Raw genomic sequence first — 23,808 nt, forward strand, 5'->3', positions numbered from 1 at the left:
ACGGCATACGAGATGCTCAGGAGTCTCGTGGGCTCGGAGATGTGTATAAGAGACAGCCCCACCCCCACTCCACCCTCGTCCCACGCCACTGACACACCGACGCGGCGGCGCCCCCGGCACCGCCGCGCCCCCACACACCCCGGCTCAGAACACCGGCACCCCGTCCCGCGTCAACCGCCAGTCCACCGAAGCGAACACCGACCCGTCGATCACCTTCGCCTCCTGAACCCAACCGATGATCAAATTCCGGATCTCGTCCGACGTGGACCACACCTGCTCCGCCGCCGCCACATGCGGAAAATTCCCCCCACCACTCGCCCGATAATTGTTCACCGCCAGCACGAAACGCGCCCCATCCGCCACCGGCTTCCCCTCGAACAACAACTTCCCGATCCGCTGCCCCGCCGGCTTCGCAATATCGATCTCGTACGAGACCCCGCACACCACGTCATAGTTGTAATCCGGCGTCCCCTCCGCATTCGTGATCCCCGATGGATCCACCGGACCCCCGGCCGCCGTCCGCACGTAATACCGCGCAGAAAACTCCAGATAATCCCGCAATTGCGCCCCGGTCAGAACCCGCGCCTCCAACGTGTTGTCGAACGGATACAGCGCAGCCATCGACCGGATCGTCACATCCCCCTCCGGCACCCGCGCCGTACGCGAAAAACACGACGCCTGCGACAACACCGGCAACGACGCGTACGCCGACCCCGCCAACGCCTTGCGCACCACCTCAGCCTGCACGAACGCGATGAAGTCCAGAATCGCCGTGTCCCGCACCGGCGCCTCCGCCGCCGTCATCTCCGCCTTCGACCGGCCGATCACCCGGTTCACATACGCCACGACCTTCCGGTGCTCCGCCCGCAGCAAACCCGTGATCCGCGCATCCTCCGCCACCGCATTCGAATTCAACACCCGCGAACCGACCGACCCCACCTCCCAACGGCCACCCCGCCACTCCACCACCACATCGAAAAGCGTCAGCCGCTGCCCCCACTTCAACGGCTCCGACAGCACCACCTCCCGACCGGTCTCCGCATTCACCACCCGCCGCTCGGGAATCTCCACATGCGCATGCCCCACCAAAATCGCATCGATCCCCGGCACCCGCTCCGCCACCAGCGCCGCCGCATTCTCCACATACGGCAACTGATCCCCGTACGACGACGTACCGCTGGCCCCCGAATGCGCCGCCACGACCACCACGTCCGCACCCATCGACCGCAGCCTCGGCACCCACTTCGCCGCCTGCTCCACCAGCCCCGGGAACGCCAGCTTCCCCTGCACATGCGCCTTGTCCCAGATCGCGATCCCCGGGTTCGTCAACCCCAGCACCGCCACGGTCACCACCCGCCCCCGCGGTGAACGCAACCGCTTCAGCACATACGGCCGGAACGCCGGCCGCAACGACCTGGCATCCACCGCATTCGCGCCCAGCAGCGGAAAATCACAGCTCTCCTCGAACTTCCGCAGCACCGGAATCCCGTAATTGAACTCGTGATTCCCCAGCGCCGCCGCGTCATAGCCGATCGCATTCATCGCCCGCGCCATCGGATGCACCGGCCCGCCCGGATCCGTGATCGGATCGACCTTCGCGTAGTAATAGGCCAGTTGCGTACCCTGAATGGTGTCGCCCGCGTCGATCAGCAGCGTGTTGTGCCGGCCCTTCTCCCGCCGCACCCGCGACACCAGCGTCGAAATCTTCGCCAGCCCCACATCATTGCGATCCCGGTCGTCGAACTCGGCATCCGTCGCGTAGTCCCAGTTGAAGACGTTGCCGTGCAGATCCGTCGTCCCCATCACCGTGAACGCGTACCGCTCCGCCCCGTGACCGCCCCCGGGCCCCTCCACCGCCGCGGCCGCCGGCACCCCGCCGGCCCCCGCGAGCGCCATCCCCGCCCCCGTCACCACAGAACCCTCCAGGAACTTCCTACGGTCGAGCGACATGCCAACTCCCTTGAACCGACACGGAAAAGCCTCACCGCACACCCGCGGCGACGCGCGTAGATTCTGGCCCGGCCCGCCCGTACGCAACACCCCTACCGCCCCACCGACCCGAACTCCCACCCCACCGCCCCCCGATATGCAACCCTTCGCCCACCCACACCCCGAGGAGCCACCCATGACCGACCCCACCCACGACGCACCCATCGAAGACACCCCCATCGACACCACCCCCACCACCGCACCCGCCCCGCTGCCCTACGGCACCCCCGACGCGCCCCGCCTCGCCGTACGCGGCGAAGCCCGCCTCGAAGTCGACCCCGAAATCGCCCGCATCACCGTCACCGTCAGCGCCCGCGGCACCGACCGCACCGCCGCCCTCACCGACCTCACCCACCGCAACGACCAAGCCCTCACCCTCCTCAAGAGCTACGGCGACGCCCTCGAAAAACTCGAAACCGGCGCCTTCAGCCTCACCCCCGAACTCACCGACAAAGGCCGCCACGAACGCATCCGCGCCTACCACGGACGCGTCAGCCACACCGCCACCCTCAACGACTTCACCACCCTCGGCGAACTCACCACCCGCCTCGCCGACCTCGACCTCACCCGCATCGACGGCCCCTGGTGGGCCCTGCGCGCCGACTCACCCGCCCACCGGGCCGCCCGCACCCAAGCCGTCCACGAAGCCGTCCAGCGCGCCCGCGAATACGCCGAAGCCCTCGGCGCCCGCCTCGACGCCGTCCTCGAAATCGCCGACCTCGGCGCCGAGAACACCACCCCCGCCGCCGGCCCCGCCATGCGCTCCTTCGCCGGCTACGGCGGCGCCGCCGTCCAGGAATCCGCTCCCGCCCTCGACCTCGAACCCCAGCGCCAGACCGTCTACGCCAATGTCAACGCGCGCTTTACGATGACCCGTCCCGCACTGTGAGACCGCACCCCGCGAAGATGTAATTCCGCTCATCGGAGCGGGCCCCCGCGCATTCCATTACTTGTCAACAGCCTTTCATCAAGCGCTCGTTGAGCAGTCACTTCTTCACAGTCCCCTACCGCCCGGTAAGTCATAGAGTCGAAACATGCGCCGAGCAAAGATCGTCTGCACACTGGGACCCGCCACCGACTCGTACGAGCAGATCAAAGCCCTCGTCGAAGCCGGAATGGACATCGCCCGCTTCAACCTCAGCCACGGCACCTACGCCGATCACGAAGCGCGCTTCGACCGGGTCCGCAAAGCATCCGAAGAAACCCGCCGCAGCGTCGGCATCCTCGCCGACCTTCAAGGTCCGAAGATCCGCCTCGGCCGATTCCGCGAAGGCCCGGTACTTCTCGAACGCGACGACGAGTTCACCATCACCGTCGAACCGTCCGTCGAAGGCGACCGCCACCTCTGCGGCACCACCTACCCGGGCCTCGCCGCCGACGTCACCACCGGCGAACGCATCCTCGTCGACGACGGCAAGGTGACCCTGGAGGTCACCGGCGTCGACGGACCCCGTGTCCGCACCAAGGTCATCGAAGGCGGCATGGTCTCCGACCACAAGGGCCTCAACCTCCCCGGCGTCGCCGTCTCCGTCCCCGCCCTCTCCGGCAAGGACGAGGACGACCTCCGCTGGGCCCTGCGCTACGGCGCCGACATCATCGCCCTGTCCTTCGTCCGCAGCGGCCGCGACATCGAGGACGTCCACCGCATCATGCGCGAAGAGGACCGCTTCCTCCCCGTCATCGCCAAGGTCGAAAAGCCCCAGGCCGTCGACAACATCGACGACATCGTCGCCGCCTTCGACGGCATCATGGTCGCCCGCGGCGACCTCGGCGTCGAAATGCCCCTGGAAACCGTCCCGATCGTCCAGAAGCGCGCCGTCAAACTCGCCAAGCGCAACGCCAAACCGGTCATCGTCGCCACCCAGATGCTCGACTCGATGATCGACAACTCCCGCCCCACCCGCGCCGAAGCCTCCGACGTCGCCAACGCCGTCATCGACGGCACCGACGCCGTGATGCTCTCCGGCGAGACCAGCGTCGGCAAATACCCCACCGAGACCGTCAAGACCATGAGCCGCATCGTCGAAGCGGCAGAGGAAGACATCCTCGCCAAGGGCCTCCCGCCGCTCACCGAGACCAGCAAGCCCCGCACCCAGGGCGGCGCCGTCGCCCGCGCCGCCGCCGAAATGGGCGACTTCCTCGGCGCCAAGTTCCTCGTCGCCTTCACGCAGTCCGGCGACACCGTCCGCCGGCTCTCCCGTTACCGCTCACCCATCCCGCTGCTGGCCTTCACCCCCGACACCGCCACCCGCTCCCAGCTCAACGTCAGCTGGGGCGTGGAGACCTTCCTCGGCCCCACCGTCAACTCCACCGACGAGATGGTCGCCCAGGTCGACGAGCACCTGCTGAAGATCGGCCGCTGCCAGAAGGGCGACGTCGTCATCATCACCGCCGGCTCCCCGCCCGGAGTCGCCGGCTCCACCAACCTTGTCCGCGTCCACCACATCGGCGAGTCCGACACCCCGTAGCCCCACCCGCACCAGATCCCGCTGGGCCGAGGTCCTGACTGCCGTCCCTGTCAGTACTTCGGCCCGATGTGTTGGTCCATGAGGGCGACGGAGGCTCTGCGCGCGACCGAGATGTTGAACGGGTCGCTTCCCCTCGCCAGTACGGTCCACTCGACGCCGACCTTGGTGAGGGTGTCCGAGAAGAGGCGTCGGATGTCATCGGACTTGTTGGTGAAGAAGTACCGCGGGTACTCGTACCGTTTGCGTTCGCCGCCGACCGTCCTGGTCGTCCAGTTGGTGATCCGGCAGCCGTCGGAGTGGATGAGCCCGCGGAGGAATTCCCAGGGATGCGCGTCCACGATCTGCTGCTGCCAGCCTTCGAGGACGATCGGCCGCTCGTGCTTCTTGCCGGGCCCGTGCTGCGGGAACAGGCACCATAAGTGCTTCGAATAGACCTTCACGTTGTGGCAGCCGGTTCTGCGCACCCGGCATACGGAGTTGTCGGGGAAGACCGCGCGCATCGCGGCTTCACAGGCATCCATGAGGCCCGGCCAGTCGTCACCGCACGCGATCATCAGACTCGGTACCCGGTGCGCCGAGTACTGGATGATGTGGCCGTCACCGAGGTAGAGGGCGAGCAGATAGGAGTACGCCGCTGCGTCGAGTTCGCGCCCGTCGCACCGCGGGCATGCCGGCTTGTGGGCGCCCGGACACTCTCCGCGCCTGGCGCGGTCCATGTGCCGCCAGTAGCTGACCGTGCCGAGGGGGACGCCCAATGCGCGGGCCACGTCTGCGTTCCTTGCCCCCGCGCGGAGCCGGGCGAGCGCCTCGTGTCGTACGTCTGTGCCGTGGAAGTTCATGACATCACTCTGCGTGACGGAATGTAGGCGCAGAGTAAAAGTCGCGGATAATTCACGAGAACGCGAAATTCCGCTTTTTCAGAGGTGCCGGGTGCGGGACTCGAACCCGCAAGCCCTCTCGGGCAGATGTGTTTGAGACATCCGTGTATGCCATTCCACCAACCCGGCCGGTTGGCCAGAGACACCATACCGTGTACGTCACCACAGCCGCCTCTAGGTAGGCTGCAAGGGCACCACCTGCCTGGAACGAGGAGACCCGTGAGCGCCGCCGAGCCCGAGCAGCCCGTCGCCGATGACGATCAGTCGCATGTCCCGCCGCTGACCACGCGCGTCGTGATCGCCGAGGACGAGGCCCTCATCCGTCTCGACCTCAAAGAGATGCTGGAGGAAGAGGGCTACACCGTCGTCGGTGAGGCCGGGGACGGGCAGACCGCCGTGGAGCTGGCCCGGGAGCACCGCCCCGACCTGGTGATCCTGGACGTCAAGATGCCGGTGCTGGACGGCATCTCGGCGGCCGAGAAGATCGCCGAGGAGAGCATCGCCCCGGTGCTGATGCTGACCGCGTTCTCGCAGCGCGAGCTGGTGGAACGGGCCCGGGACGCGGGCGCGATGGCGTATCTGGTGAAGCCGTTCTCGAAGAGCGACGTCGTGCCGGCGATCGAGATGGCAGTGAGCCGGTTCACCGAGCTGAAGACGCTGGAGAAGGAGGTCGCGGACCTCACCCAGCGGCTGGAGACGCGGAAGCTGGTCGACCGCGCGAAGAGCATTCTGCAGACGCAGTACGGGCTGACGGAGCCGGCCGCGTTCCGGTGGATCCAGAAGACGTCGATGGACCGCCGGCTGTCGATGCAGCAGGTGGCCGAGGCGGTCATCGAGGACGCCGAGGAGAAGAAGCAGCAGAAGAAGGACTAGCGCGCTGCGTGGCGTGTGGGAGCGGCCCCGTACCGAGGTGATCGGTACGGGGCCGCTTCGTGCGGTGCGGGCCGTGCGGGGTCAGTCCTCGCCGAGGTACGCCTTGCGGACGGATTCGTCGTGGAGGAGGTCTTGGCCGGTGCCGGAGAGGGCGATGCGGCCGATCTCCATGACGTGGGCCCGGTCGGCGAGGGAGAGCGCGGCCTGGGCGTTCTGTTCCACGAGGAGGATGGTGGTGCCCTGGGAGCGGAGTTCGCGGATGGTCTCCATGATCTTCTGCATCATGATCGGCGAGAGGCCCATGGAGGGCTCGTCGAGCATGAGGAGTTTGGGGCGGCACATCAAGGCGCGGCCCATGGCGAGCATCTGCTGTTCGCCGCCGGAGAGGGTGCCGGAGGCTTGTTTGCTGCGCTGGCCGAGGATGGGGAAGAGGTCGTAGACGCGTTGGATGTCGGCGTCGATGCCGGCGGTGTCCTTGCGGAGGAAGGCGCCGAGCTTGAGGTTCTCGGCGATGGTGAGGCGGGGGAAGAGGCGGCGTCCTTCGGGGGAGTGGGCCAGGCCGCGTTCGACGATCTTGTGGGCGGGGACGCCGTTGAGGGGTTCCCCGGCGAAGGTGATCTTTCCGGCGAGGGGCTTGAGGAGGCCGGAGAGGGTGCGCAGGGTGGTGGTTTTGCCGGCGCCGTTGGTGCCGATGAGGGTGACGGCCTGGCCCGCTTCGACGGAGAACGAGATGCCTTTGACGGCTTCGATCTTGCCGTAGGCGACGCGGAGGTCCTCGACTTCGAGCAGTGCGGTCATGGGGTGTCTCCGCTCTCTGCGGACTCGGCGGTGGCTGCCCCGGCCGGGGGTGTTTCCGGGTCGGCGTCCGTCGGTGTGTCGTCGACGGGGGTGCCCAGGTAGGCGGCGATGACGCGTTCGTCGGCCTGGACGACGTCGGCGGTGCCTTCGACGAGTTTCTGGCCCTGGACGAGGACGGCGACGCGGTCGCAGAGGTTGAAGATGAAGCGCATGTCGTGCTCGATGACGAGGACGGCGGTGCCCTGGGCGCGGATGGCGAGGACGAGGTCCTGGGTGGCGCGGGTTTCCTGGGGGTTCATGCCGGCGGTGGGTTCGTCCAGGAGGAGCAGACCGGGCTCGCTGGCGAGGGCGCGGGCGATTTCGAGCTTGCGCTGTTCGCCGTAGGGGAGGTTGCGGGCGAGGTGGTCGCGTTTGTGGGCGAGGCCGGTGAACTCCAGGAGTTCCATGGCGCGTTCTTCGCTGCCGCGTTCGGCTTTTTTGAATCCGGGGCCGCGGAGGAGGGCGGACCAGAGCCCTTCCTTGGTGCGGGTGTGCCGTCCGACGAGGACGTTTTCGAGGACGGTCATGTTGGCGAAGAGGCGGATGTTCTGGAAGGTGCGGGCGATGCCGGCTTGGGTGACGAGGTGGGGTTTGCGGGAGAGGCGGGTGCCTCGGTAGCTGACGGTGCCTTCGGTGGGGACGTAGAGCCCGGTGAGGCAGTTGAAGAAGGTGGTTTTTCCGGCTCCGTTGGGGCCGATGAGGCCGACGATTTCGCCGGTGTTGACGGTGAGGTCGACGCCCCGTACGGCGGTGAGTCCGCCGAAGCGCATGGTGACGCCGTCGGCCTTGAGGACGGTGCCGTCGCCGGTGGCGGCGTTGTCAGTGGTGGGTGCGAGGGTGGGTGGTGTGGTCATGGTCGTCACGCCTTTGCCTTGGTGGCGCCGAGGGTGGCGTCGGTGTCCGGGAGGCGTTGGTCGGGCACGTCGAGTTGGCCGGTTTCGTGGAATTCCAGTTGTTTGCGGCGGTCGGGGATGAGGCCCTCGGGCCGGAACCGCATGAGGAGGACGAGGGCGATGCCGAAGAGGAGGAGCTGGTAGTCCTGGAGGAAGTCGAGCTTGGCGGGGATGAGGAACAGCAGGGCGGCGCCGACCAGGGGGCCGCTGAGGGTGCCCATGCCGCCGAGGATGACGGCGGCGAGGAGGAAGGCGGAGTTGGGGGGCTGCGGCCCGGCGAACTGGAACTGCTCGGGGGTTGCGGTGGTGACGACGTGGGCGTGGACGGTGCCGGCGAGTCCGGCGAGGGCGGCGCCGAGGGCGAAGGCGAGCAGGCGCAGCCGGAAGCTGTTGATGCCCATGGCGATGGCGGCGGTTTCGTCCTCGCGGATGGCGATCCAGGCGCGGCCGATGCGGGAGGCCGCGGCGCGCCGGAAGACGAGGACGACGAAGGCGGTCACGAGGATCATCAGCAGGTAGTAGTTGCCGTAGGTGGCGACGGGGATGCCGAGGATGTCGTGGGGTTCGCCGAAGTTGAAGCCGAAGATTTCCAGGTTGGGGATGTTGGGGATGCCCATGGCGCCGTTGGTGATGTCGGGGCCGGTGGTGCCGTTGAGGTTGAGCATGGCGATGCGGAAGATCTCACCGAAGCCGAGGGTGACGATGGCGAGGTAGTCGCCGCGTAGCCGGAGGGTGGGGGCGCCGATGAGGACGCCGAAGACGAGGGAGGCGGCGGCTCCGGTGAGGAGGGCTGCCCAGAAGGGGAAGTGCAGCCCGAGGGCGGATTCGGGGGAGCCGGAGACGAGGGCGGCGGCGTAGGCGCCGACGCCGAGGAAGGCGACGTATCCGAGGTCGAGGAGGCCGGCGAGGCCGACGACGACGTTGAGGCCCAGGGCGACGGTCGCGAAGATCAGGATGTTGGCACCGATGATCGTGTACTGGTCGGTGTCCTGGGTGAACGGGAAGCAGGCGGCGGCGATGAACGCCGCGCCGAGGGCGACGCCGCGGTGGGTGTGGGTGAGCTGGGTGAGCCGGTTGATGAGGCCGGCCCGGTTGAGCGCAGGGACGGCGAGGACGACGAGGAGCAGGTAGCCGACGAAGGGCGCGCCGTCGTCGGTGTCGATGCCGTAGGTGAAGACGAGGAGGCCGGCGGCGAAGGCCGCGGCGATGACCAGGATCTCGGCCCAGGAGGGCAGTTCGCGGGTGCGCCGCCGTACGGGGGTGGCGGCGAGGGCCGCGGTGAAGCGCTGCCAGGGGTTGGCCGGGGCGGTGGCGTCGGGTTGGTCGGGGGGCAGGGAGAGGGCGCCGAGCAGGGTGACGAGGGCCGCGACGCCGGCGACGGCGCCGCCCGGTTCGAGGTTGACCAGCCCGCCGAGCTGGACGGCGATGGCGCCGAGGGTGAACCAGGTGGCGGCGAAGGTGCCCAGGGCGGCGAGGAGGGTGGGGGCGTTGCGGCCGGCGGGGAGGAGCCATTGCAGGCCGCGCAGGCCGAGGGCGGCGAGGGCGAAGAGGAGGGTGAGGAGGCCGCCGGCGAGGGTGACGATCTGCAGGCCGGCGGGGGACCCGTAGTAGGTGAGGTCGCCGGGGAAGTCGCTGCTCCAGGTCCAGGCGAGGCCGGTGGAGGCGGCGGTGGCGAGGGCGCCGGCGGCGGTGGTGAGGCGGGCGGCGCGTTCGGGGAGGGGGAGCCGGCCGCGGGGGGTGGTGGTTGTGGTGGTCATCGGTATCACGCCCGATCCGCGACGCGTTCGCCCAGCAGCCCTTGTGGCCGCAGGAGGAGTACGAGGATGAGGAGGACGAAGGCCCAGACGTCCTTCCAGGCTCCGCCGCCGAATTGCTGCATGCCGGGGATTTCTTCGATGTAGGCGGTGGCGAGGGCTTCGGCGATGCCGAGGACGACGCCGCCGAGCATGGCGCCGTAGATGTTGCCGATGCCGCCGAGGACGGCTGCGGTGAAGGCTTTGAGGCCCATGATGAAGCCCATGCGGAACTGGACCTCGCCGGTGCGCAGTCCGTAGGCGACGGCGGCGACGCCGGCGAAGGCGGCACCGATGGCGAAGGCGAGGACGATGATGCGGTCGGTGTTGATGCCCATGAGCTTGGCGGTGTCGGGGTCCTGGGCGGTGGCCTGCATGGCGCGGCCGCTGCGGGTCTTGGCGACGAAGAAGCCGAGGGCGATCATGCAGGCGGGGGCGGCGATGAGGACGAAGATGTCGCCGCGCTGGACGGTGGCGCCCAGGATGTCGAAGGCGTGGCCTTTGAACTGGGGGAAGACGCGGGCCTGTTTGCCGTCGGGGTACCACTTCCAGATGGCTTGCTGGAGGGCGATGGACAGGCCGATGGCGGTGATGAGGGGGGCGAGGCGGGGGGCGCCGCGCAGCGGGCGGTAGGCGAAACGTTCCGCTGCGATGCCGACGAGGACGGATACCGCGATGCCGCCGAGGAGCATGACCGGCAGGGCGAGGGCGAGCGAGGTTCCGGTGGGGAGGGCGAGGTAGACGCTGAGCGCTCCGAAGCCGCCGACCATGAAGATCTCGCCGTGGGCGAAGTTGATGAGCTGGACGATTCCGTAGACCATCGTGTAGCCGATCGCGATGAGTCCGTACATCGCGCCGAGGATGAGTCCGTTGGCCAGCTGTTGCGGCAGTTCGCTCACCGCAGGGCCTCCGTTGCGTGGGAGTGAAGGGGTTCCGGGTGTCCCGGTGTGCCACGGGCCGCGCCAGGGTCGTTCGTGGCGTCCTGGCGCGGCCCGGGTCGTCGGTGCTGCTGTGCGGCCGGTCGGTCAGCTCTTGTCGAACTTCTTGAATTCGGCGCTGAAGCGGGAGGCCCAGGCGCCCTTGTCGACCTGATATGCGGTGATCATGGTGTTGGTGGTGTCGCCGAACTTGTCGAAGGCGACCTTGCCGGTGACGCCGTCGAAGGTGACCTTGTTCATGGCGTCGACGACCTTCTTGCGGGCGTCGTCGGGGAGCTTTCCGCCGTTGTCGCCGACGACCTGCTTGACGGCCTGGATGACGGCCCAGGTGGCGTCGTAGGTGGAGCCGCCGTATGCCTCGTACGCCTCCTTGAATCCGGCCGCCTTGTAATCGGCGATGAATTTCTTGGCGGACGGGAGTTCCTCGACGGGCTTGCCGACGGAGGAGGCGTAGTCGCCCTGTGCCTTCTTGTTGAGCTTGATGTAGTCGCCGCTGTACATGCCGTCGCCGCCCATGAGGGGCACGGTGACGCCGCCGTCCTTGAGCTGCTGGCTGAGCGGCCCGGAGGCGGGGTATTCGCCGCCGTAGAAGACCAGGTCGGGCTTGGCGGACTTCACCTTGGAGACGACGGCCTTGAAGTCGCGGTCGTCGGGGCTGACGTGCTCGGTGCCGACGATCTTCCCGCCGAGCTTGCTGAACTGGTCCTTGAAGGAGGACGCGAGTCCGACGCCGTAGGTCTTCTGGTCGTCGATGACGTACGCCTTCTTGACCTTCATCTTTTCCCACGCGTACTGGCCGTCGAAAGCGCCCTGCACCTCGTCGGTGGTGGCGGTGCGGAAGTAGGTGGGGAATTGCCGGACCCGGTTGTTCTTCTTCCAGTCCGGGCCCTGGGTGAGGTCGGGAGTGGTGTTCGCCGGGGATATCAGCGTGACGTTGTTCTGCTTGGAGACCTGCTGCATGGACTGCGCGACGCCGGAATTCAGCGGGCCGACGATGCCGAGTACGTCCTTGTCGCCGGCGAGTTTGGTGGCGTTCTGCTGGCCGACGTTCGGCAGGGCCTTGTCGTCGAGCGCTTCGAGTTTGAAGGTGACGCCCTTGACCTCGCCGGATTTGTTGGCGTTGTCGACGGCGAGCTGGGCGGAGTTGCGGATGCCCAGGCCGAGCGCGGAGAGCTCGCCGGTGGTGGGGGCGTCGAGGCCGATGACGACGGTGGTCTTGCCTTCGCCGCTCTTGTTGTCATCGCCGCGCGAGCCGCACGCGGAGAGCGTGAGGGCACCGGCGGTGACTGCGGTGGTGAGGATGAGCAAGGAACGGTGACGCACGATCAGTCCTTTCCCTGGCGCGGCCACGGCTGTCGCCTGGCCGATTCGCGCGCCGGGCTGTACGGGGCGGTACAGGGTCCGTGCTCACAGCGCGCCCGGCGGCGCGGTGACTGGCGGTGACTCTAGAGCGGTGTTCGCCGCGTCGGCAGAGTCGCCGACCATGATGTGACGCTCTTGTTATGACCGGCGATGAGTGTTTTGCCGTTATGGTCCTTACACCTGCGAGCGAACACGGGGCGGAGGGTGAACTCGCACTTCCACGGGCGGTCGGCTCGAACGCCCCCGCGGGCGCGTCCGCTTATCGGATGCGCCCCGCACGGCGGCGCCCCCGCGACGCGGCGCCCGCGGCGCGGGATTGGTGCGGGATTGCGCACATGTTACGCAGCGTTACGGAGGTGCGTGCGGTGTCGCCGCCCCGGAGACGACTGCGGCCCCGCCCCCCTTCGCCGGGGGCGGGGCCGTGACAGCGGGCGGCGCGGGCCGCCACGCCGGTGGTCAGGCGCGGTAGACGTCCGCGTCGACGTCGCGCAGCATGCAGGTCAGACGGGCGGTGCAGACCCGCTTGTCCTGCTCGTCGGTGATGACGATCTCGTACGTGGCGGTGGAGCGGCCCCGGTGCACGGGCGTGGCGACACCGGTGACCAGCCCCGACCGGATGCCGCGGTGGTGGGTGCAGTTGAGGTCGACGCCCACGGCGACCTTGGTGGGGCCGCCGTGCAGCATGGCGCCGACCGAACCGAGGGTCTCGGCCAGGACGGCGGACGCACCGCCGTGCAGCAGGCCGTAGGGCTGGGTGTTGCCCTCGACGGGCATGGTGCCGACGACCCGCTCGGGCGCGGCCTCGGTGACCTGGACGCTCATCCGCTCGCCGAGGTGCCCGGCGGAGAAGAGCGCGGGCAGGTCCAGGCCGGGACCGGCCCACTGGTCGAGGATCTCCTGCGGAAACTTCGTGGTGCTGTGCTCACCCATGCCTACGGCTCCGTTCGCTCGCGCGCGGTCGTCGCGCCCGTGATCGTCGTCGATCGTGCCCGTTCCTATCAGGCCACTGAGCGGGCGCTCGGCGCGGGGGGCGCGTCCCGTCCGCCGGCCCGGTGGCGGTCAGTCCTGCCCGGGGCTCTCCAGGCGCACCACCACGGACTTGGACGCCGGGGTGTTGCTGGTGTCGGCGGTGTGGTCGAGCGGGATCAGGACGTTCGTCTCGGGGTAGTAGGCGGCCGCGCAGCCGCGCGCCGTCGGGTAGTGCACCACCCGGAAGCCGGCCGCGCGCCGCTCGCTGCCGTCGGTCCATTCACTGACCAGGTCCGTGTACGCCCCGTCGGCGAAGCCCCGTTCGCGGGCGTCGTCGGGGTGCACGAGGACCACCCGGCGGCCGTTCTTGATGCCGCGGTAGCGGTCGTCCAGGCCGTACACGGTGGTGTTGTACTGGTCGTGGGAGCGCAGCGTCTGCAGCAGCAACCGCCCCTCGGGGACGGCGGGGTACTCCACGGGCGCGGCGGTGAAGTTGGCCTTCCCGGTGGCGGTGGGGAAACTGCGGCTGTCCCGGGGCGCGTGCGGCAGCGCGAACCCACCGGGGCGGGCCACCCTCGTGTTGAAGTCCTCGAAGCCGGGGATCACCCGGGCGATCCGGTCGCGGATCGTCGCGTAGTCCTCCTCGAACTCCTCCCAGGGGGTGCGGCTCCGCGCGCCGAGCACCCGGCGGGCCAGCCGCGCGACGATGGCCGTCTCCGACAGCAGCTGGCCGCTCGCCGGCGCCAGACGGCCGCGCGAGGCGTGCACCATGCCCATGGAGTCCTCGACGGTCACGAACTGCTCGCCGCCGCCCCGCACATCGCGCTCCGTACGGCCCAGCGTCGGCAGGATCAGCGCGCGGGCACCGGTGATCGCGTGCGAGCGGTTGAGCTTGGTGGAGACGTGGACGGACAGCCGGGCGCGCCGCATCGCGGCCTCGGTGACGTCCGTGTCGGGGGTGGCGGACACGAAGTTGCCGCCCATCGCGAAGAACACCTTGGCCTGCCCGTCGCGCAGCGCGCGGATGGCACGGACCACGTCGAGGCCGTGCTCCCGGGGCGGCGCGAAGCCGAACTCCTTCTCCAGCGCGTCGAGGAAGGCGGGCGCCGGCCGCTCGAAGATGCCCATGGTGCGGTCGCCCTGGACGTTGCTGTGCCCGCGCACCGGGCACACGCCGGCGCCGGGGCGGCCGATGTTGCCGCGCAGCAGCAGGAAGTTGACGACTTCCTGAATGGTGGGGACGGAGTGCTTGTGCTGCGTCAGGCCCATCGCCCAGCACACGATCGTGCGCCGGGAGGCGAGCACCATCTCCAGCGCACGGTCGATCTCCGCGCGGGTCAGGCCGGTGGCGGCGAGCGTCTCGTCCCAGTCGTCGTCGGCCCGCGCCACCCGCGCGAACTCCTCGAAGCCGTGGGTGTGCGCCCGGACGAACTCCTCGTCGACGGCGCCCTCGGTGGCGAGGACCATGCGGTTCAGCGCCCGGAACAGGGCCTGGTCACCGCCGAGTCGCACCTGGAGGAAGAGGTCGGTCAGGGCGGTGCCGCCGCCGGCCAGACCGCGCGGCGTCTGCGGGTTCTTGAAGCGTTCCAGGCCGGCCTCGGGCAGCGGATTGATCGAGATGATCTTCGTCCCGCCGGCCTTCGCCTTCTCCAGCGCGGTGAGCATCCGGGGATGGTTGGTACCCGGGTTCTGCCCGGCGACGATGATCAGGTCGGCCTTGTAGAGGTCCTCCAGCAGGACGCTGCCCTTGCCGACGCCGAGGGTCTCCGTCAGGGCGGAACCCGACGACTCGTGGCACATGTTGGAGCAGTCCGGCAGATTGTTGGTGCCGAACTCGCGGGCGAACAACTGGTAGAGGAACGCGGCCTCGTTGCTGGTGCGCCCGGAGGTGTAGAAGACGGCCTCGTCGGGGGAGTCGAGGGCGGTCAGCTCCTCGCCGATGATGTCGAACGCCCGCTCCCAGGGGACCGGCACGTAGTGGTCGGCGCCCTCGGCCAGATACATGGGGTGGGTCAGCCGGCCCTGCTGGCCGAGCCAGTAGCCGCTGCGGGTGGCGAGGTCGGCGACGGAGTGCGCGGCGAAGAAGTCCGGGGTGACGCGCCGCAGGGTCGCCTCTTCGGCGACGGCCTTGGCGCCGTTCTCGCAGAACTCGGCGGCGTGCGGCTTGTCGGGCTCGGGCCAGGCGCAGCCGGGGCAGTCGAAGCCGTCCCGCTGGTTGACGCGCAGCAGGGTCAGGGCGGTACGCCGCACCCCCATCTGCTGCTGCGAGATGCGCAGGGCATGGGTGATGGCCGGCAGCCCGACGGCGGAGTGCTGGGGTTCGCTGACCTGGGGCGCGTCCTGGATGGGGTCCGACGCGGGCGGCTTGCCTGCCATGGCGCTCTCCCTCGAGCCGTGAGCTGGTGCTCGCTCCGCCGGGCGCGGCGGATCGTTGCCGTACGCATCAGATCCTGTCACGGCCGGGTCGCGGCAGTGTAGGGGGAGATCGGGGACCGCCGGCGGGCGGGGCTCCGGGGCGGTCGCGGCGGGGGAGGGGCGGTGCGCCGCGGGGCCCGGCGCGGGGTGGCGGGAGCCACGGCCCGCAGTCGCCGGCGCCGGGCGGCGGGGCCATGCCCGGCGCGGGCGGGGGCCGGACGGTGCGGTCCGTAGGCCGGGCCGTCGCGCGGCGGGCCGGGAGGCCGCGCCGAGGGGGCCGGGGCGCTGCGCGGGCCGGGGCCGGGGCGGTGCACGGCGGGGATTGTCAGTGGGGCGTGGCAGGATCGGGGGCGTGGCAGCAAAGGCAGCGAAGAAGAGCGAAGCGACCGGCACCGAGGCGGCGGCGGGCGACCGCCCCCGCCTGCTCCTGATGGACGGGCATTCCATGGCATACCGGGCGTTCTTCGCCCTGCCCGTGGAGAATTTCACCACCGTCACCGGACAACCGACCAATGCGATCTACGGCTTCGCGTCGATGCTCGCGAACACGTTGCGCGACGAAGCGCCCACGCATTTCGCGGTGGCCTTCGACGTCTCGCGCAAGACCTGGCGGTCCGAGGAGTACGCCGACTACAAGGCGAACCGCTCCAAGACCCCCGACGAGTTCAAGGGCCAGGTCGAGCTGATCGGCGAGCTCCTCGACGCCATGCACGTCAAGCGCTTCGCCATCGAGGGGTACGAAGCCGACGACGTCATCGCCACGCTCACCGAGCAGGCCACCGCCCAGGGCTTCCACGTCTCCATCGTCACCGGCGACCGCGACTCCTTCCAGCTGGTCTCCGACGACGTCACCGTCCTCTACCCCACCAAGGGCGTCTCCGAGCTGACCCGCTTCACCCCGGAGAAGGTCTTCGAGAAGTACGGCCTCACCCCCGCCCAGTACCCCGACTTCGCCGCCCTCCGCGGCGACCCGTCCGACAACCTCCCCGGCATCCCCGGCGTCGGCGAGAAGACCGCCACCAAGTGGATCAACCAGTTCGGCTCGTTCGCGGACCTCGTCGAGCGCGTCGACGAGGTCAAGGGCAAGGCCGGCGCCAACCTCCGCGAACACCTCGAAGCCGTCAAGCTCAACCGCCGGCTCACCGAAATGGTCCGCGACGTCGAGCTGCCCTGCGGCCCCGACGCACTGACCCGCCAGCCCTACGACCGCGACGCGCTCACCGTCTTCCTCAACGGCCTGGAGATCCGCAACCAGGGCCTGCGCGACCGGCTGCACGCCGTCGACCCCGGCGCCGCCGAAGCCACCGACCAGCCCGCCCCGGCCGCCGGCATCGAGGTCGACGGCGTCATCGCCGGCCCCGGCGAACTCGCACCGTGGCTGGCCGAACACGCCACCGGACCCCTGGGCGTCGCCACCGTCGACGTCTGGAGCCTGGGCAGCGGCAGCGTCGCCGAGATCGCCCTGGCCGCCCCCGACGGCCCCGCCGTCTGGTTCGACCCCGCCCAGCTCGACGAGACCGACGAGCAGGCGTTCGCCGCCTGGAGCGCCGACCCCGACCGCCCCAAGGTGATGCACAACACCAAGGGCCTCATGCGGGTCTTCGGCGAACACGGCTGGCGCATCGACGGCGTCACCATGGACACCGCCCTCGCCGCCTACCTCGTCAAGCCCGGCCGCCGCTCCTTCGCCCTGGACGCCCTGTCCATCGAATACCTCGGCCGCGACCTCGCCCCCGCCGCAGCCGGCGACGGACAGCTCGCCTTCGGCGCCGACGAGCAGGCCGAGGCGGACGCCCTGATGGGCCAGGCCCGCACCGTCCTCGACCTGGGCACCGCCTTCGAGACGAAGCTCGCCGAGGTCGGCGCCGCCGACCTGCTGCGCAACGTGGAACTCCCCACCGGCGAACTCCTCGCCCGCATGGAACGCGCCGGAATCGCCGCCGACCGCGGCTGGCTGGAGCGCATGGAGGCACAGTTCGCCGGCGCCGTACAGCAGGCCGTCCAGGAAGCCCACGCCGCCGCCGGACACGAATTCAACCTCGGCTCCCCCAAGCAGCTCCAGGAAGTCCTCTTCGGCGAACTGGGCCTGCCCAAGACCAAGAAGACCAAGACCGGCTACACCACCGACGCCGACGCACTCGCCTGGCTGGCCGCCCAGACGGACAACGAACTCCCCGTGATCATGCTCCGCCACCGCGAGCAGGCCAAGCTCCGCACCACCGTCGAGGGCCTGATCAAGACCATCGGCGCGGACGGCCGGATCCACACCACCTTCAACCAGACCGTGGCGGCCACCGGCCGGCTGTCCTCCACCGACCCCAACCTCCAGAACATCCCCGTACGCACGGACGAAGGCCGCGCCATCCGCCGCGGCTTCGTCGTCGGCGAAGGCTTCGAATCCCTCCTGACCGCCGACTACAGCCAGATCGAACTGCGGGTCATGGCCCACCTCTCCGAGGACGACGGCCTCATCGAAGCCTTCACCTCCGGCGAGGACCTGCACACCACCGTCGCCTCCCAGGTCTTCTCCGTCGCCAAGACCCACGTCGACGCCGAGATGCGCCGCAAGATCAAGGCGATGTCCTACGGCCTCGCCTACGGCCTGTCCGCCTTCGGCCTCTCCCAGCAGCTGGGCATCCAGCCCGACGAGGCCCGCAAGCTGATGGACAACTACTTCGAGCGGTTCGGCGGAGTCCGCGACTACCTCCGGCGCGTCGTCGAAGAGGCCCGCGCCACCGGCTACACCGAGACCATGCTCGGCCGCCGCCGCTACCTCCCCGACCTCAACAGCGACAACCGCCAGCGCCGCGAAATGGCCGAACGGATGGCGCTGAACGCCCCCATCCAGGGCACCGCCGCCGACATCGTCAAGATCGCGATGCTGCGGGTCGACGCGGCCCTGCGCGCCGCGAAGCTGGAATCCCGGCTGCTGCTCCAGGTCCACGACGAAATCGTCGTCGAGGTCGCCCCCGGCGAACGCAAGGAGCTCGAGGAACTGGTCCGCCGCGAAATGGCCGGAGCGGTCACCCTGCGCGCCCCCCTCGACGTCTCCGTCGGCTCCGGCAAGGACTGGGAATCCGCCGCGCACTGACCGGACTTCCCCACCCTGACCGCACGTGCCCACGGCGGTGGCCCGGCTTCCCCGCGCTGATCGCGGGGTGCCCGGGCTGACCGCACCGACCACACCGACCGAGCCACGCAGCGCCCGGACCGACCTGGCCGGGCACTGCGTGGCTCGGTCGGACCGCGCGCCGGCCGGGGCGGCCGCCCGCAGCGTGGCCCGGCCAGGGCACCGGCCCCGGCCCCTTCGGTCAGGGGCAGGGCCCCTGCCCAGGCGGACGGACAGGGAGGTCAGGGGCCCCGCCCAGACGGCCGGAAACCGGGCAAGCCACTCCACGCCCGGGATCAGGCGGCCAGAGACCTGGGAACGTCACACCGGGCCGCGCTCGGCCGGCGAGACATCGGGCAACGTCACACCGGACCGGGATCAGCCGGCCAGACACCGGGCCACATCACTCCACGCCCCGGCTCAGTCGGTGGTGGACGCCACCGCCGACGGAGCCACCGCGGCACCCGCCGCCACCCCCGAGGCCGCGGCCGCCGCAGCCGCCGCACCAGCTCCCGACGGCCCCCGGCGCGCCCGCCGGACCACCAGCCGTACCGCCACCGCATACAGCAGCAGCCCGGCCATCAGGCCCGCGCCGGCACCGAAGAGCACACTCGGCAGGTAGTCGAACCAGCCCGCCGCGGCGCCGTACACGGCGTGCGCCCGCAGCGTCCGATGCACCGCACCGAGCACCACACACAGGATGACCGGGACCGTCAGCAGCAGCCGCACCCGCACACTCAGCGAAGGCACCGCCCCCGCCCCCGAACCGACAGTCAGGCCGCCGCCCCCGTCAGCCTCCGTGCGGCCCTCGCCGCGCCGGGCAACACCCCCCTCGCCCCGGCCTCCCGCTTCCCGCCGCAGGGCCGACCACAGGAACCACACCATCGCCACCGACGCCACCACCGAGGTGCCGTACTGCAGATATGTCGACACCGGCAGCCCGCCCGCCGTCCCACCCAGCCCGGGGATCAGCCGGGTGCCCCAGCGCCCCGGGTGGGTGAACGCGTCCCACACCACATGCGTCGCCGCCCCGAGCACCGCCGACAGCACGAACCGGCCAGCCAACGCGCCGAATTCGGACACACTCCGCGGCTGCCACGGGCGCCCCCGGACCAAGCAGTACACCCGCCCCCGCCACGCGGCGGGCAACAGCGCCAGCACCGGCTCACGCAGCAGCAGCCAGCCCCCGACGAGCGCCACGGTCACCAGCACATCCACCGTCAGCACACCCCGCGGCGAATGCGTGACCGCCCCGAACTCCATACCGCCCGGCACCACACTGTCCGCGTAATACGTCATGTCCGGTGCCAACGACCCCGCGACGAGCGCCGAGGCGACCAGCGGGCCACGTGCCGTGCCGGTCCGTCGGACGGCCGGCAGCACGGCGGCGACATGGCTGAGCGTGAACGGCATGGAGCCTCTCCTCGATCGATTCGGATCATTATGTGTCCGATGAGGGTGGTAGATGCCGGGCCCGAGTTGTCGTAGTGTCGCCTGAGTTGGAGCGCCGGGGAGCGCGATACCGCGTCACGACGCGGTGGGTCAACGCGGAGGGGACCACATATGGCAGCCACATTCCGACGGCGGCTCCGTAGGGGAGCGGCCTCAACGGCCGTGGCGGCCCTGGTGCTCGCCGCCCTGACCGCCTCCCAGTCGCCGGCCGGCGCCAAGAACACGGCCGCCAAGGGGCCGGAACCCACCCCCGCCGACACCCCCATCGACGGCGGTGCGGCGTACTACACCGACCTGCCGCCCCTCAACAGCCCGGTACCGCCCCGCGGTTCCAACGACCCCCGGCCCGACGGCGACAGCATCGTCACCGGCCCCGCCCAGGCCGGCATCCCCGCCACCGTCCTGGCCGCCTACAAGAAGGCCGAGTCCGAGATCCGCGCCGCGGACCCCGGCTGCCGGCTGCCCTGGCAACTCCTCGCCGGTATCGGCAAGGTCGAATCCGGCCAGGCGCGCGGCGGCGCGGTCGACGCCGAGGGCACCACCCTCCAGCCCATCCTCGGCCCGCAGCTCAACGGCCACGGCTTCGCCCGGATCACCGACACCGACGGCGGCCGCTACGACGGCGACCGCACCCACGACCGCGCCGTGGGCCCGATGCAGTTCATCCCCTCCACCTGGTCCCAGGGCGGCCCCGCCGGCACCGGCTGGGGCGCCGACGGCAACGGCGACGGCAAGAAGGACCCCAACAACGTCTTCGACGCCGCACTCGCCGCGGGCACCTACCTGTGCGCCGGCGGCCGCAATCTGTCGGTCCAGCAGGACCTGGACAGCGCCGTCCTCGGCTACAACCACTCCGAGGAATACCTGCGGACCGTGCTGTCCTGGTTCGCGTTCTACCGCACCGGCAGCTACGAAGTACCCGACGGCAAGGGCGTGCTCCCCGCCCACCGGCCCGGCGCCAACGGCACCCGCGACCACGCGAACGGCAGCACCGAAGGACGTACGGGCCACGGCCGCGGCACCGGCGACACCGCCGGCAACCGCCCCCACCCCGGCAGGACGAAGCCGAACGGGCCGGCGAAGCCGGGCGGTTCGGGCGACGGCCACACCGGCAGCCACACCCCGGGCGGCGACCACACCCCCGGCACCCCGGAAACGCCCGGCACCCCGCAAACCCCCGGCGGGAAGCCGACGCCCACTCCCAAGCCGCCCACCAAGCCCACCACCCCCACCGCCCTGCAGCAGGCCGGCGACCAGGACCTGACCACCACCGCCGGCACCGACTTCACCACCAAGCCCCAGGTACGGGCCGTGGACGCAGCGGGCAAGCCGGTCGCCGGCGTCCCCGTCCGCTTCACCCTCCCCGGGACCACCGACGCCCGCTTCCCCGGCGGCGCCACCACCACCATCGTCACCACCGGCAAGGACGGCCTGGCCACCGCTCCCACCCTGCACGCGGGCGACAAGACCGGCGACTTCACCCTCCGGGCAACCGCCGTCGGCCGCACCGCACCCGCCGTCGACATCAAGGCGACCGTCAAGGCCAAGCCGGCACCCAAGGTCGACCTGCTCACCCGCACCTCCGACAAGGAGCTGACGGCCACCGCCGGCCACGCGTTCGCGGAGGACGCGGTCGAGATCAAGACGACGTACCAGGGCAAGATCGCCGCCGGGGTGCCGATCACCGCGACCATGATCACCGATGACCCGGACCACCCCGTCCAGAACGACAAGGGCCCCTACTTCAAGGACCCCCAGGCCACCGGCGACAACAAGGACAAGCCGCTCCGCACCCTCACCGGCCTGACCACCGACGCCGACGGCCTCCTCAAGCTCCCGAAGATCTACACCGACACCCACCCCGGCACCTTCCTCCTCCGCCTCACCACCCCCAACGGCACCACCCTCACCCTCAAACTAAAGATCGCCGCCCCCGCAAAGACCGCCTGACCACAACGGGCCCAGGGCGCACGGCCATCTCCCCGCCGGAACGGGGCCCCCGAGGCTGCAGGGCCCCGCCAACCGCAACGCCCGCCCGCCGCGCCACCCGCCGTACCCACCGCCGTCCCGCCCTCCGTCCAGGGCGGGACGGCGGTGCCACGCCTACCAGGCCGCGCATACCTGCCGAGACGCGCACATCTGAAACCGAGCGCACTCGAAGCCACAGCCACAGCCACAGCCACAGGCGCAGGCGCAGGCACTCAGACACACAGGTAATCGAACCCGCGGCACACCCGAAAACGCCCCTCGCAGGGCCGACGGACACCACGCCCTCCCCGCGCCACCGCCCCCAAGCCGAGCCCACCCAGGCACAAAGACAACGAGTACTCAGGCCCGCCCGCATTGCCTCCAGCACAACGTGCAGTGAGGCGGAACATGCGCTCGGATACAGCCTGCCGTCAGATCCCGACGCGCACCCGGTACAGCCTGCTGCCGCGCCCCAGCGTGCGTTCGGCTACGACTTGCTCCCATACACAACCTGTTCTCATCTCAGCCCCCCGTTGCTACGGTGCCCCAGCCCTGACGCCGTATCAGCTCCGCTTCGGGAGGCCGGCCATGCGCGCCCTGACAGCAGCCGCGATCGGACTGGCCGCGGCGCTCGCCCTCATCTTCACCCTCACCGCGATCGGCGCGCCCAGCGGCACGACCTCCCCCAAGCCGCTGCTGACCACCGTCCCCAAGCACCCCTGAGGGAGGGACGCCGCCGCCATGCGCCGCACCGCCAGCCTCGTACTGCTCGCCTTCGCCGTCTTCTTCGCCGCGCTGTCCCCGCTGATGCGCTGGTACGCCTTCCCGCGGCTCGCCAAGATCCCGCCCAGCCAGTACCAGGACATGGTCCTGGAGGCCAAACCCGCCACCCTCATCAACTACGGCACCATGAAGGCCCAGCAGGTCCCCAAGGTCACCATCGTCCAGACGCTCAAGGGCAACGTCGCCGCCTCCGACCGGATCGAGCAGACCGCCGGCCGCGACGTCGTCGTCTGGGACACGCTCTCTTACGTCGCCGGCCCTGACGGCAAGATGGTCTCCGAGATCCCCGAGCGCTACATCTTCGACGCGCACTCCCAGGCCCCCGTGCATGCCACCGGCGAGATGGTGGATGGCGACCCGGTACGCCGCCAGGGCATCGAGTACAAGTGGCCGTTCCTCACCGAGAAGCGCGACTACACCTACTTCGACGCCCAGACCCGCACCTCGGCCCCCATCCACTACAAGGGCACCCGCACCTTCCATGGCTTGGAGGTCTACTACTTCGAGCAGACCATCCCCTGGACCAAGGTCCCGCTCCCCAAGAAGATGCCGGTCAAGGGCATCACGCCACAGGCCGTCGAGAAGATGGGCACCACCCGCTGGTACACCACCAAGCGGATGTTCTGGGTCGAGCCCGTCACCGGCGCGCCGGTCAACGGCCAGGAGATTCACAAGGAGGAACTGCGCGGCGGAGATCTGCTGCCCGGTGGCGGCAAGGTCACCGCGTTCGCCGGCCACGTGAAGATGCGCGACGACTACGTAGACTCCACCGTCGCCCTGGTCACTTCCCAGCGCACCCTGGTTCTGCTCCTCACCAGCTACCTCCCCTGGGGCTTCCTCGCCCTGGGCGCCGCGCTGCTGTCGCTGGCCCTGTATCTGGAGGCCCGCAGTCGACGCCACGGCCCCGGCGCGGCCGACGCCGACCGGTTCACGGAACCACAGCCCCAGCCAACCCCAACTTCCTGACCGTCGTTTGGTCCCCACTTCCTGCTTCGTGTCTCCGCGACGCCTGTCGGGTGCTGTCTGTCGCCTGTCCGGGCCCCGCGTGACGCCTCCTGCTGCCTCCTTCTAATCCGGCAAC

The 23,808-nt window shown here is 70.0% G+C and carries 17 protein-coding genes and 1 tRNA gene; 7 read left to right on the forward strand and 11 right to left on the reverse strand.

Annotated features, from left to right (window positions below; all coding sequences use genetic code 11):
* Positions 1-144 precede the first annotated feature (144 nt).
* Positions 145-1,950 (reverse strand): bifunctional metallophosphatase/5'-nucleotidase, encoded by a 1,806-nt coding sequence (locus OO62_RS34255; RefSeq protein WP_033271614.1) that lies wholly within the window; start codon positions 1,948-1,950, stop codon positions 145-147.
* A 175-nt stretch (positions 1,951-2,125) separates the two neighbouring features.
* On the opposite strand from OO62_RS34255, the gene OO62_RS34260 reads away from it, so the two are divergent.
* Both OO62_RS34260 and pyk read left to right on the forward strand, forming a co-directional pair.
* Complete coding sequence (locus OO62_RS34260) at positions 2,126-2,878, forward strand: SIMPL domain-containing protein (protein WP_051733851.1); 753 nt, start codon at positions 2,126-2,128, stop codon at positions 2,876-2,878.
* 145 nt (positions 2,879-3,023) lie between these two features.
* Positions 3,024-4,457, forward strand: a complete 1,434-nt coding sequence (gene pyk, locus OO62_RS34265; RefSeq protein ID WP_033271615.1) for a pyruvate kinase — start codon at positions 3,024-3,026, stop codon at positions 4,455-4,457.
* A 50-nt stretch (positions 4,458-4,507) separates the two neighbouring features.
* On the opposite strand, the gene OO62_RS34270 is transcribed toward pyk, so the two are convergent.
* Together OO62_RS34270 and OO62_RS34275 are read right to left on the reverse strand one after the other, a co-directional pair.
* Entirely contained in the window at positions 4,508-5,296 is a 789-nt protein-coding gene (locus OO62_RS34270) for a helix-turn-helix domain-containing protein (protein ID WP_033271616.1), read from the reverse strand.
* A gap of 85 nt (positions 5,297-5,381) precedes the next feature.
* Positions 5,382-5,464 (reverse strand) — tRNA-Leu (locus OO62_RS34275).
* A gap of 90 nt (positions 5,465-5,554) precedes the next feature.
* Here OO62_RS34275 and OO62_RS34280 point away from each other — a divergent pair.
* A complete protein-coding gene (locus tag OO62_RS34280) occupies positions 5,555-6,208 on the forward strand; it encodes an ANTAR domain-containing response regulator (protein ID WP_033271617.1) in 654 nt (217 codons plus the stop codon).
* 81 nt (positions 6,209-6,289) lie between these two features.
* Here OO62_RS34280 and OO62_RS34285 read toward each other — a convergent pair whose 3' ends face one another.
* The 7 genes from OO62_RS34285 to OO62_RS34315 all read right to left on the reverse strand — a co-directional run bounded on the left by OO62_RS34285 (position 6,290) and on the right by OO62_RS34315 (position 15,376).
* Complete coding sequence (locus OO62_RS34285; RefSeq protein ID WP_033271618.1) at positions 6,290-7,006, reverse strand: ABC transporter ATP-binding protein; 717 nt, start codon at positions 7,004-7,006, stop codon at positions 6,290-6,292.
* Positions 7,003-7,899: an ABC transporter ATP-binding protein gene (locus tag OO62_RS34290; RefSeq protein ID WP_051733852.1), complete on the reverse strand. Its 897-nt coding sequence runs from the start codon at positions 7,897-7,899 to the stop codon at positions 7,003-7,005. The genes OO62_RS34285 and OO62_RS34290 overlap by 4 nt, the downstream gene beginning before the upstream one ends.
* A 5-nt stretch (positions 7,900-7,904) precedes the next feature.
* On the reverse strand, positions 7,905-9,695 hold the full coding sequence (locus OO62_RS34295; RefSeq protein WP_033271619.1) for a branched-chain amino acid ABC transporter permease: 1,791 nt from the start codon (positions 9,693-9,695) through the stop codon (positions 7,905-7,907).
* Between the two features lie 5 nt (positions 9,696-9,700).
* Positions 9,701-10,630, reverse strand: a complete 930-nt coding sequence (locus OO62_RS34300; protein ID WP_033271620.1) for a branched-chain amino acid ABC transporter permease — start codon at positions 10,628-10,630, stop codon at positions 9,701-9,703.
* Positions 10,631-10,756: 126 nt separating this feature from the next.
* Positions 10,757-11,977, reverse strand: a complete 1,221-nt coding sequence (locus tag OO62_RS34305) for a branched-chain amino acid ABC transporter substrate-binding protein (RefSeq protein WP_033271621.1) — start codon at positions 11,975-11,977, stop codon at positions 10,757-10,759.
* Positions 11,978-12,487: 510 nt separating this feature from the next.
* Complete coding sequence (locus OO62_RS34310) at positions 12,488-12,961, reverse strand: PaaI family thioesterase (RefSeq protein WP_033271622.1); 474 nt, start codon at positions 12,959-12,961, stop codon at positions 12,488-12,490.
* 129 nt (positions 12,962-13,090) lie between these two features.
* Positions 13,091-15,376: an FdhF/YdeP family oxidoreductase gene (locus OO62_RS34315; RefSeq protein WP_033271623.1), complete on the reverse strand. Its 2,286-nt coding sequence runs from the start codon at positions 15,374-15,376 to the stop codon at positions 13,091-13,093.
* 391 nt (positions 15,377-15,767) lie between these two features.
* On the opposite strand from OO62_RS34315, the gene polA reads away from it, so the two are divergent.
* Positions 15,768-18,506, forward strand: a complete 2,739-nt coding sequence (gene polA, locus OO62_RS34320; RefSeq protein WP_033271624.1) for a DNA polymerase I — start codon at positions 15,768-15,770, stop codon at positions 18,504-18,506.
* A 438-nt stretch (positions 18,507-18,944) separates the two neighbouring features.
* Here polA and OO62_RS34325 read toward each other — a convergent pair whose 3' ends face one another.
* A complete protein-coding gene (locus OO62_RS34325) occupies positions 18,945-19,937 on the reverse strand; it encodes a DUF4184 family protein (protein WP_033271625.1) in 993 nt (330 codons plus the stop codon).
* Between the two features lie 150 nt (positions 19,938-20,087).
* Between OO62_RS34325 and OO62_RS34330 the strand changes: the two genes are divergently transcribed.
* The 3 genes from OO62_RS34330 to pgfA all read left to right on the forward strand — a co-directional run bounded on the left by OO62_RS34330 (position 20,088) and on the right by pgfA (position 23,693).
* Entirely contained in the window at positions 20,088-21,926 is a 1,839-nt protein-coding gene (locus tag OO62_RS34330) for a lytic transglycosylase domain-containing protein (protein WP_033271626.1), read from the forward strand.
* A 606-nt stretch (positions 21,927-22,532) separates the two neighbouring features.
* The gene (locus OO62_RS39290; RefSeq protein WP_106974943.1) at positions 22,533-22,667 is read left to right on the forward strand and encodes an SPW_0924 family protein; all 135 of its coding nucleotides are present in this window, start codon (positions 22,533-22,535) and stop codon (positions 22,665-22,667) included.
* Positions 22,668-22,685: 18 nt separating this feature from the next.
* Entirely contained in the window at positions 22,686-23,693 is a 1,008-nt protein-coding gene (pgfA, locus tag OO62_RS34335) for a cell envelope lipid trafficking protein PgfA (RefSeq protein WP_033271627.1), read from the forward strand.
* The last annotated feature ends 115 nt before the right edge of the window (positions 23,694-23,808 follow it).

It is taken from the genome of Streptomyces lydicus, assembly GCF_000717345.1.
Classification (GTDB): Bacteria; Actinomycetota; Actinomycetes; order Streptomycetales; family Streptomycetaceae; genus Streptomyces; species Streptomyces lydicus.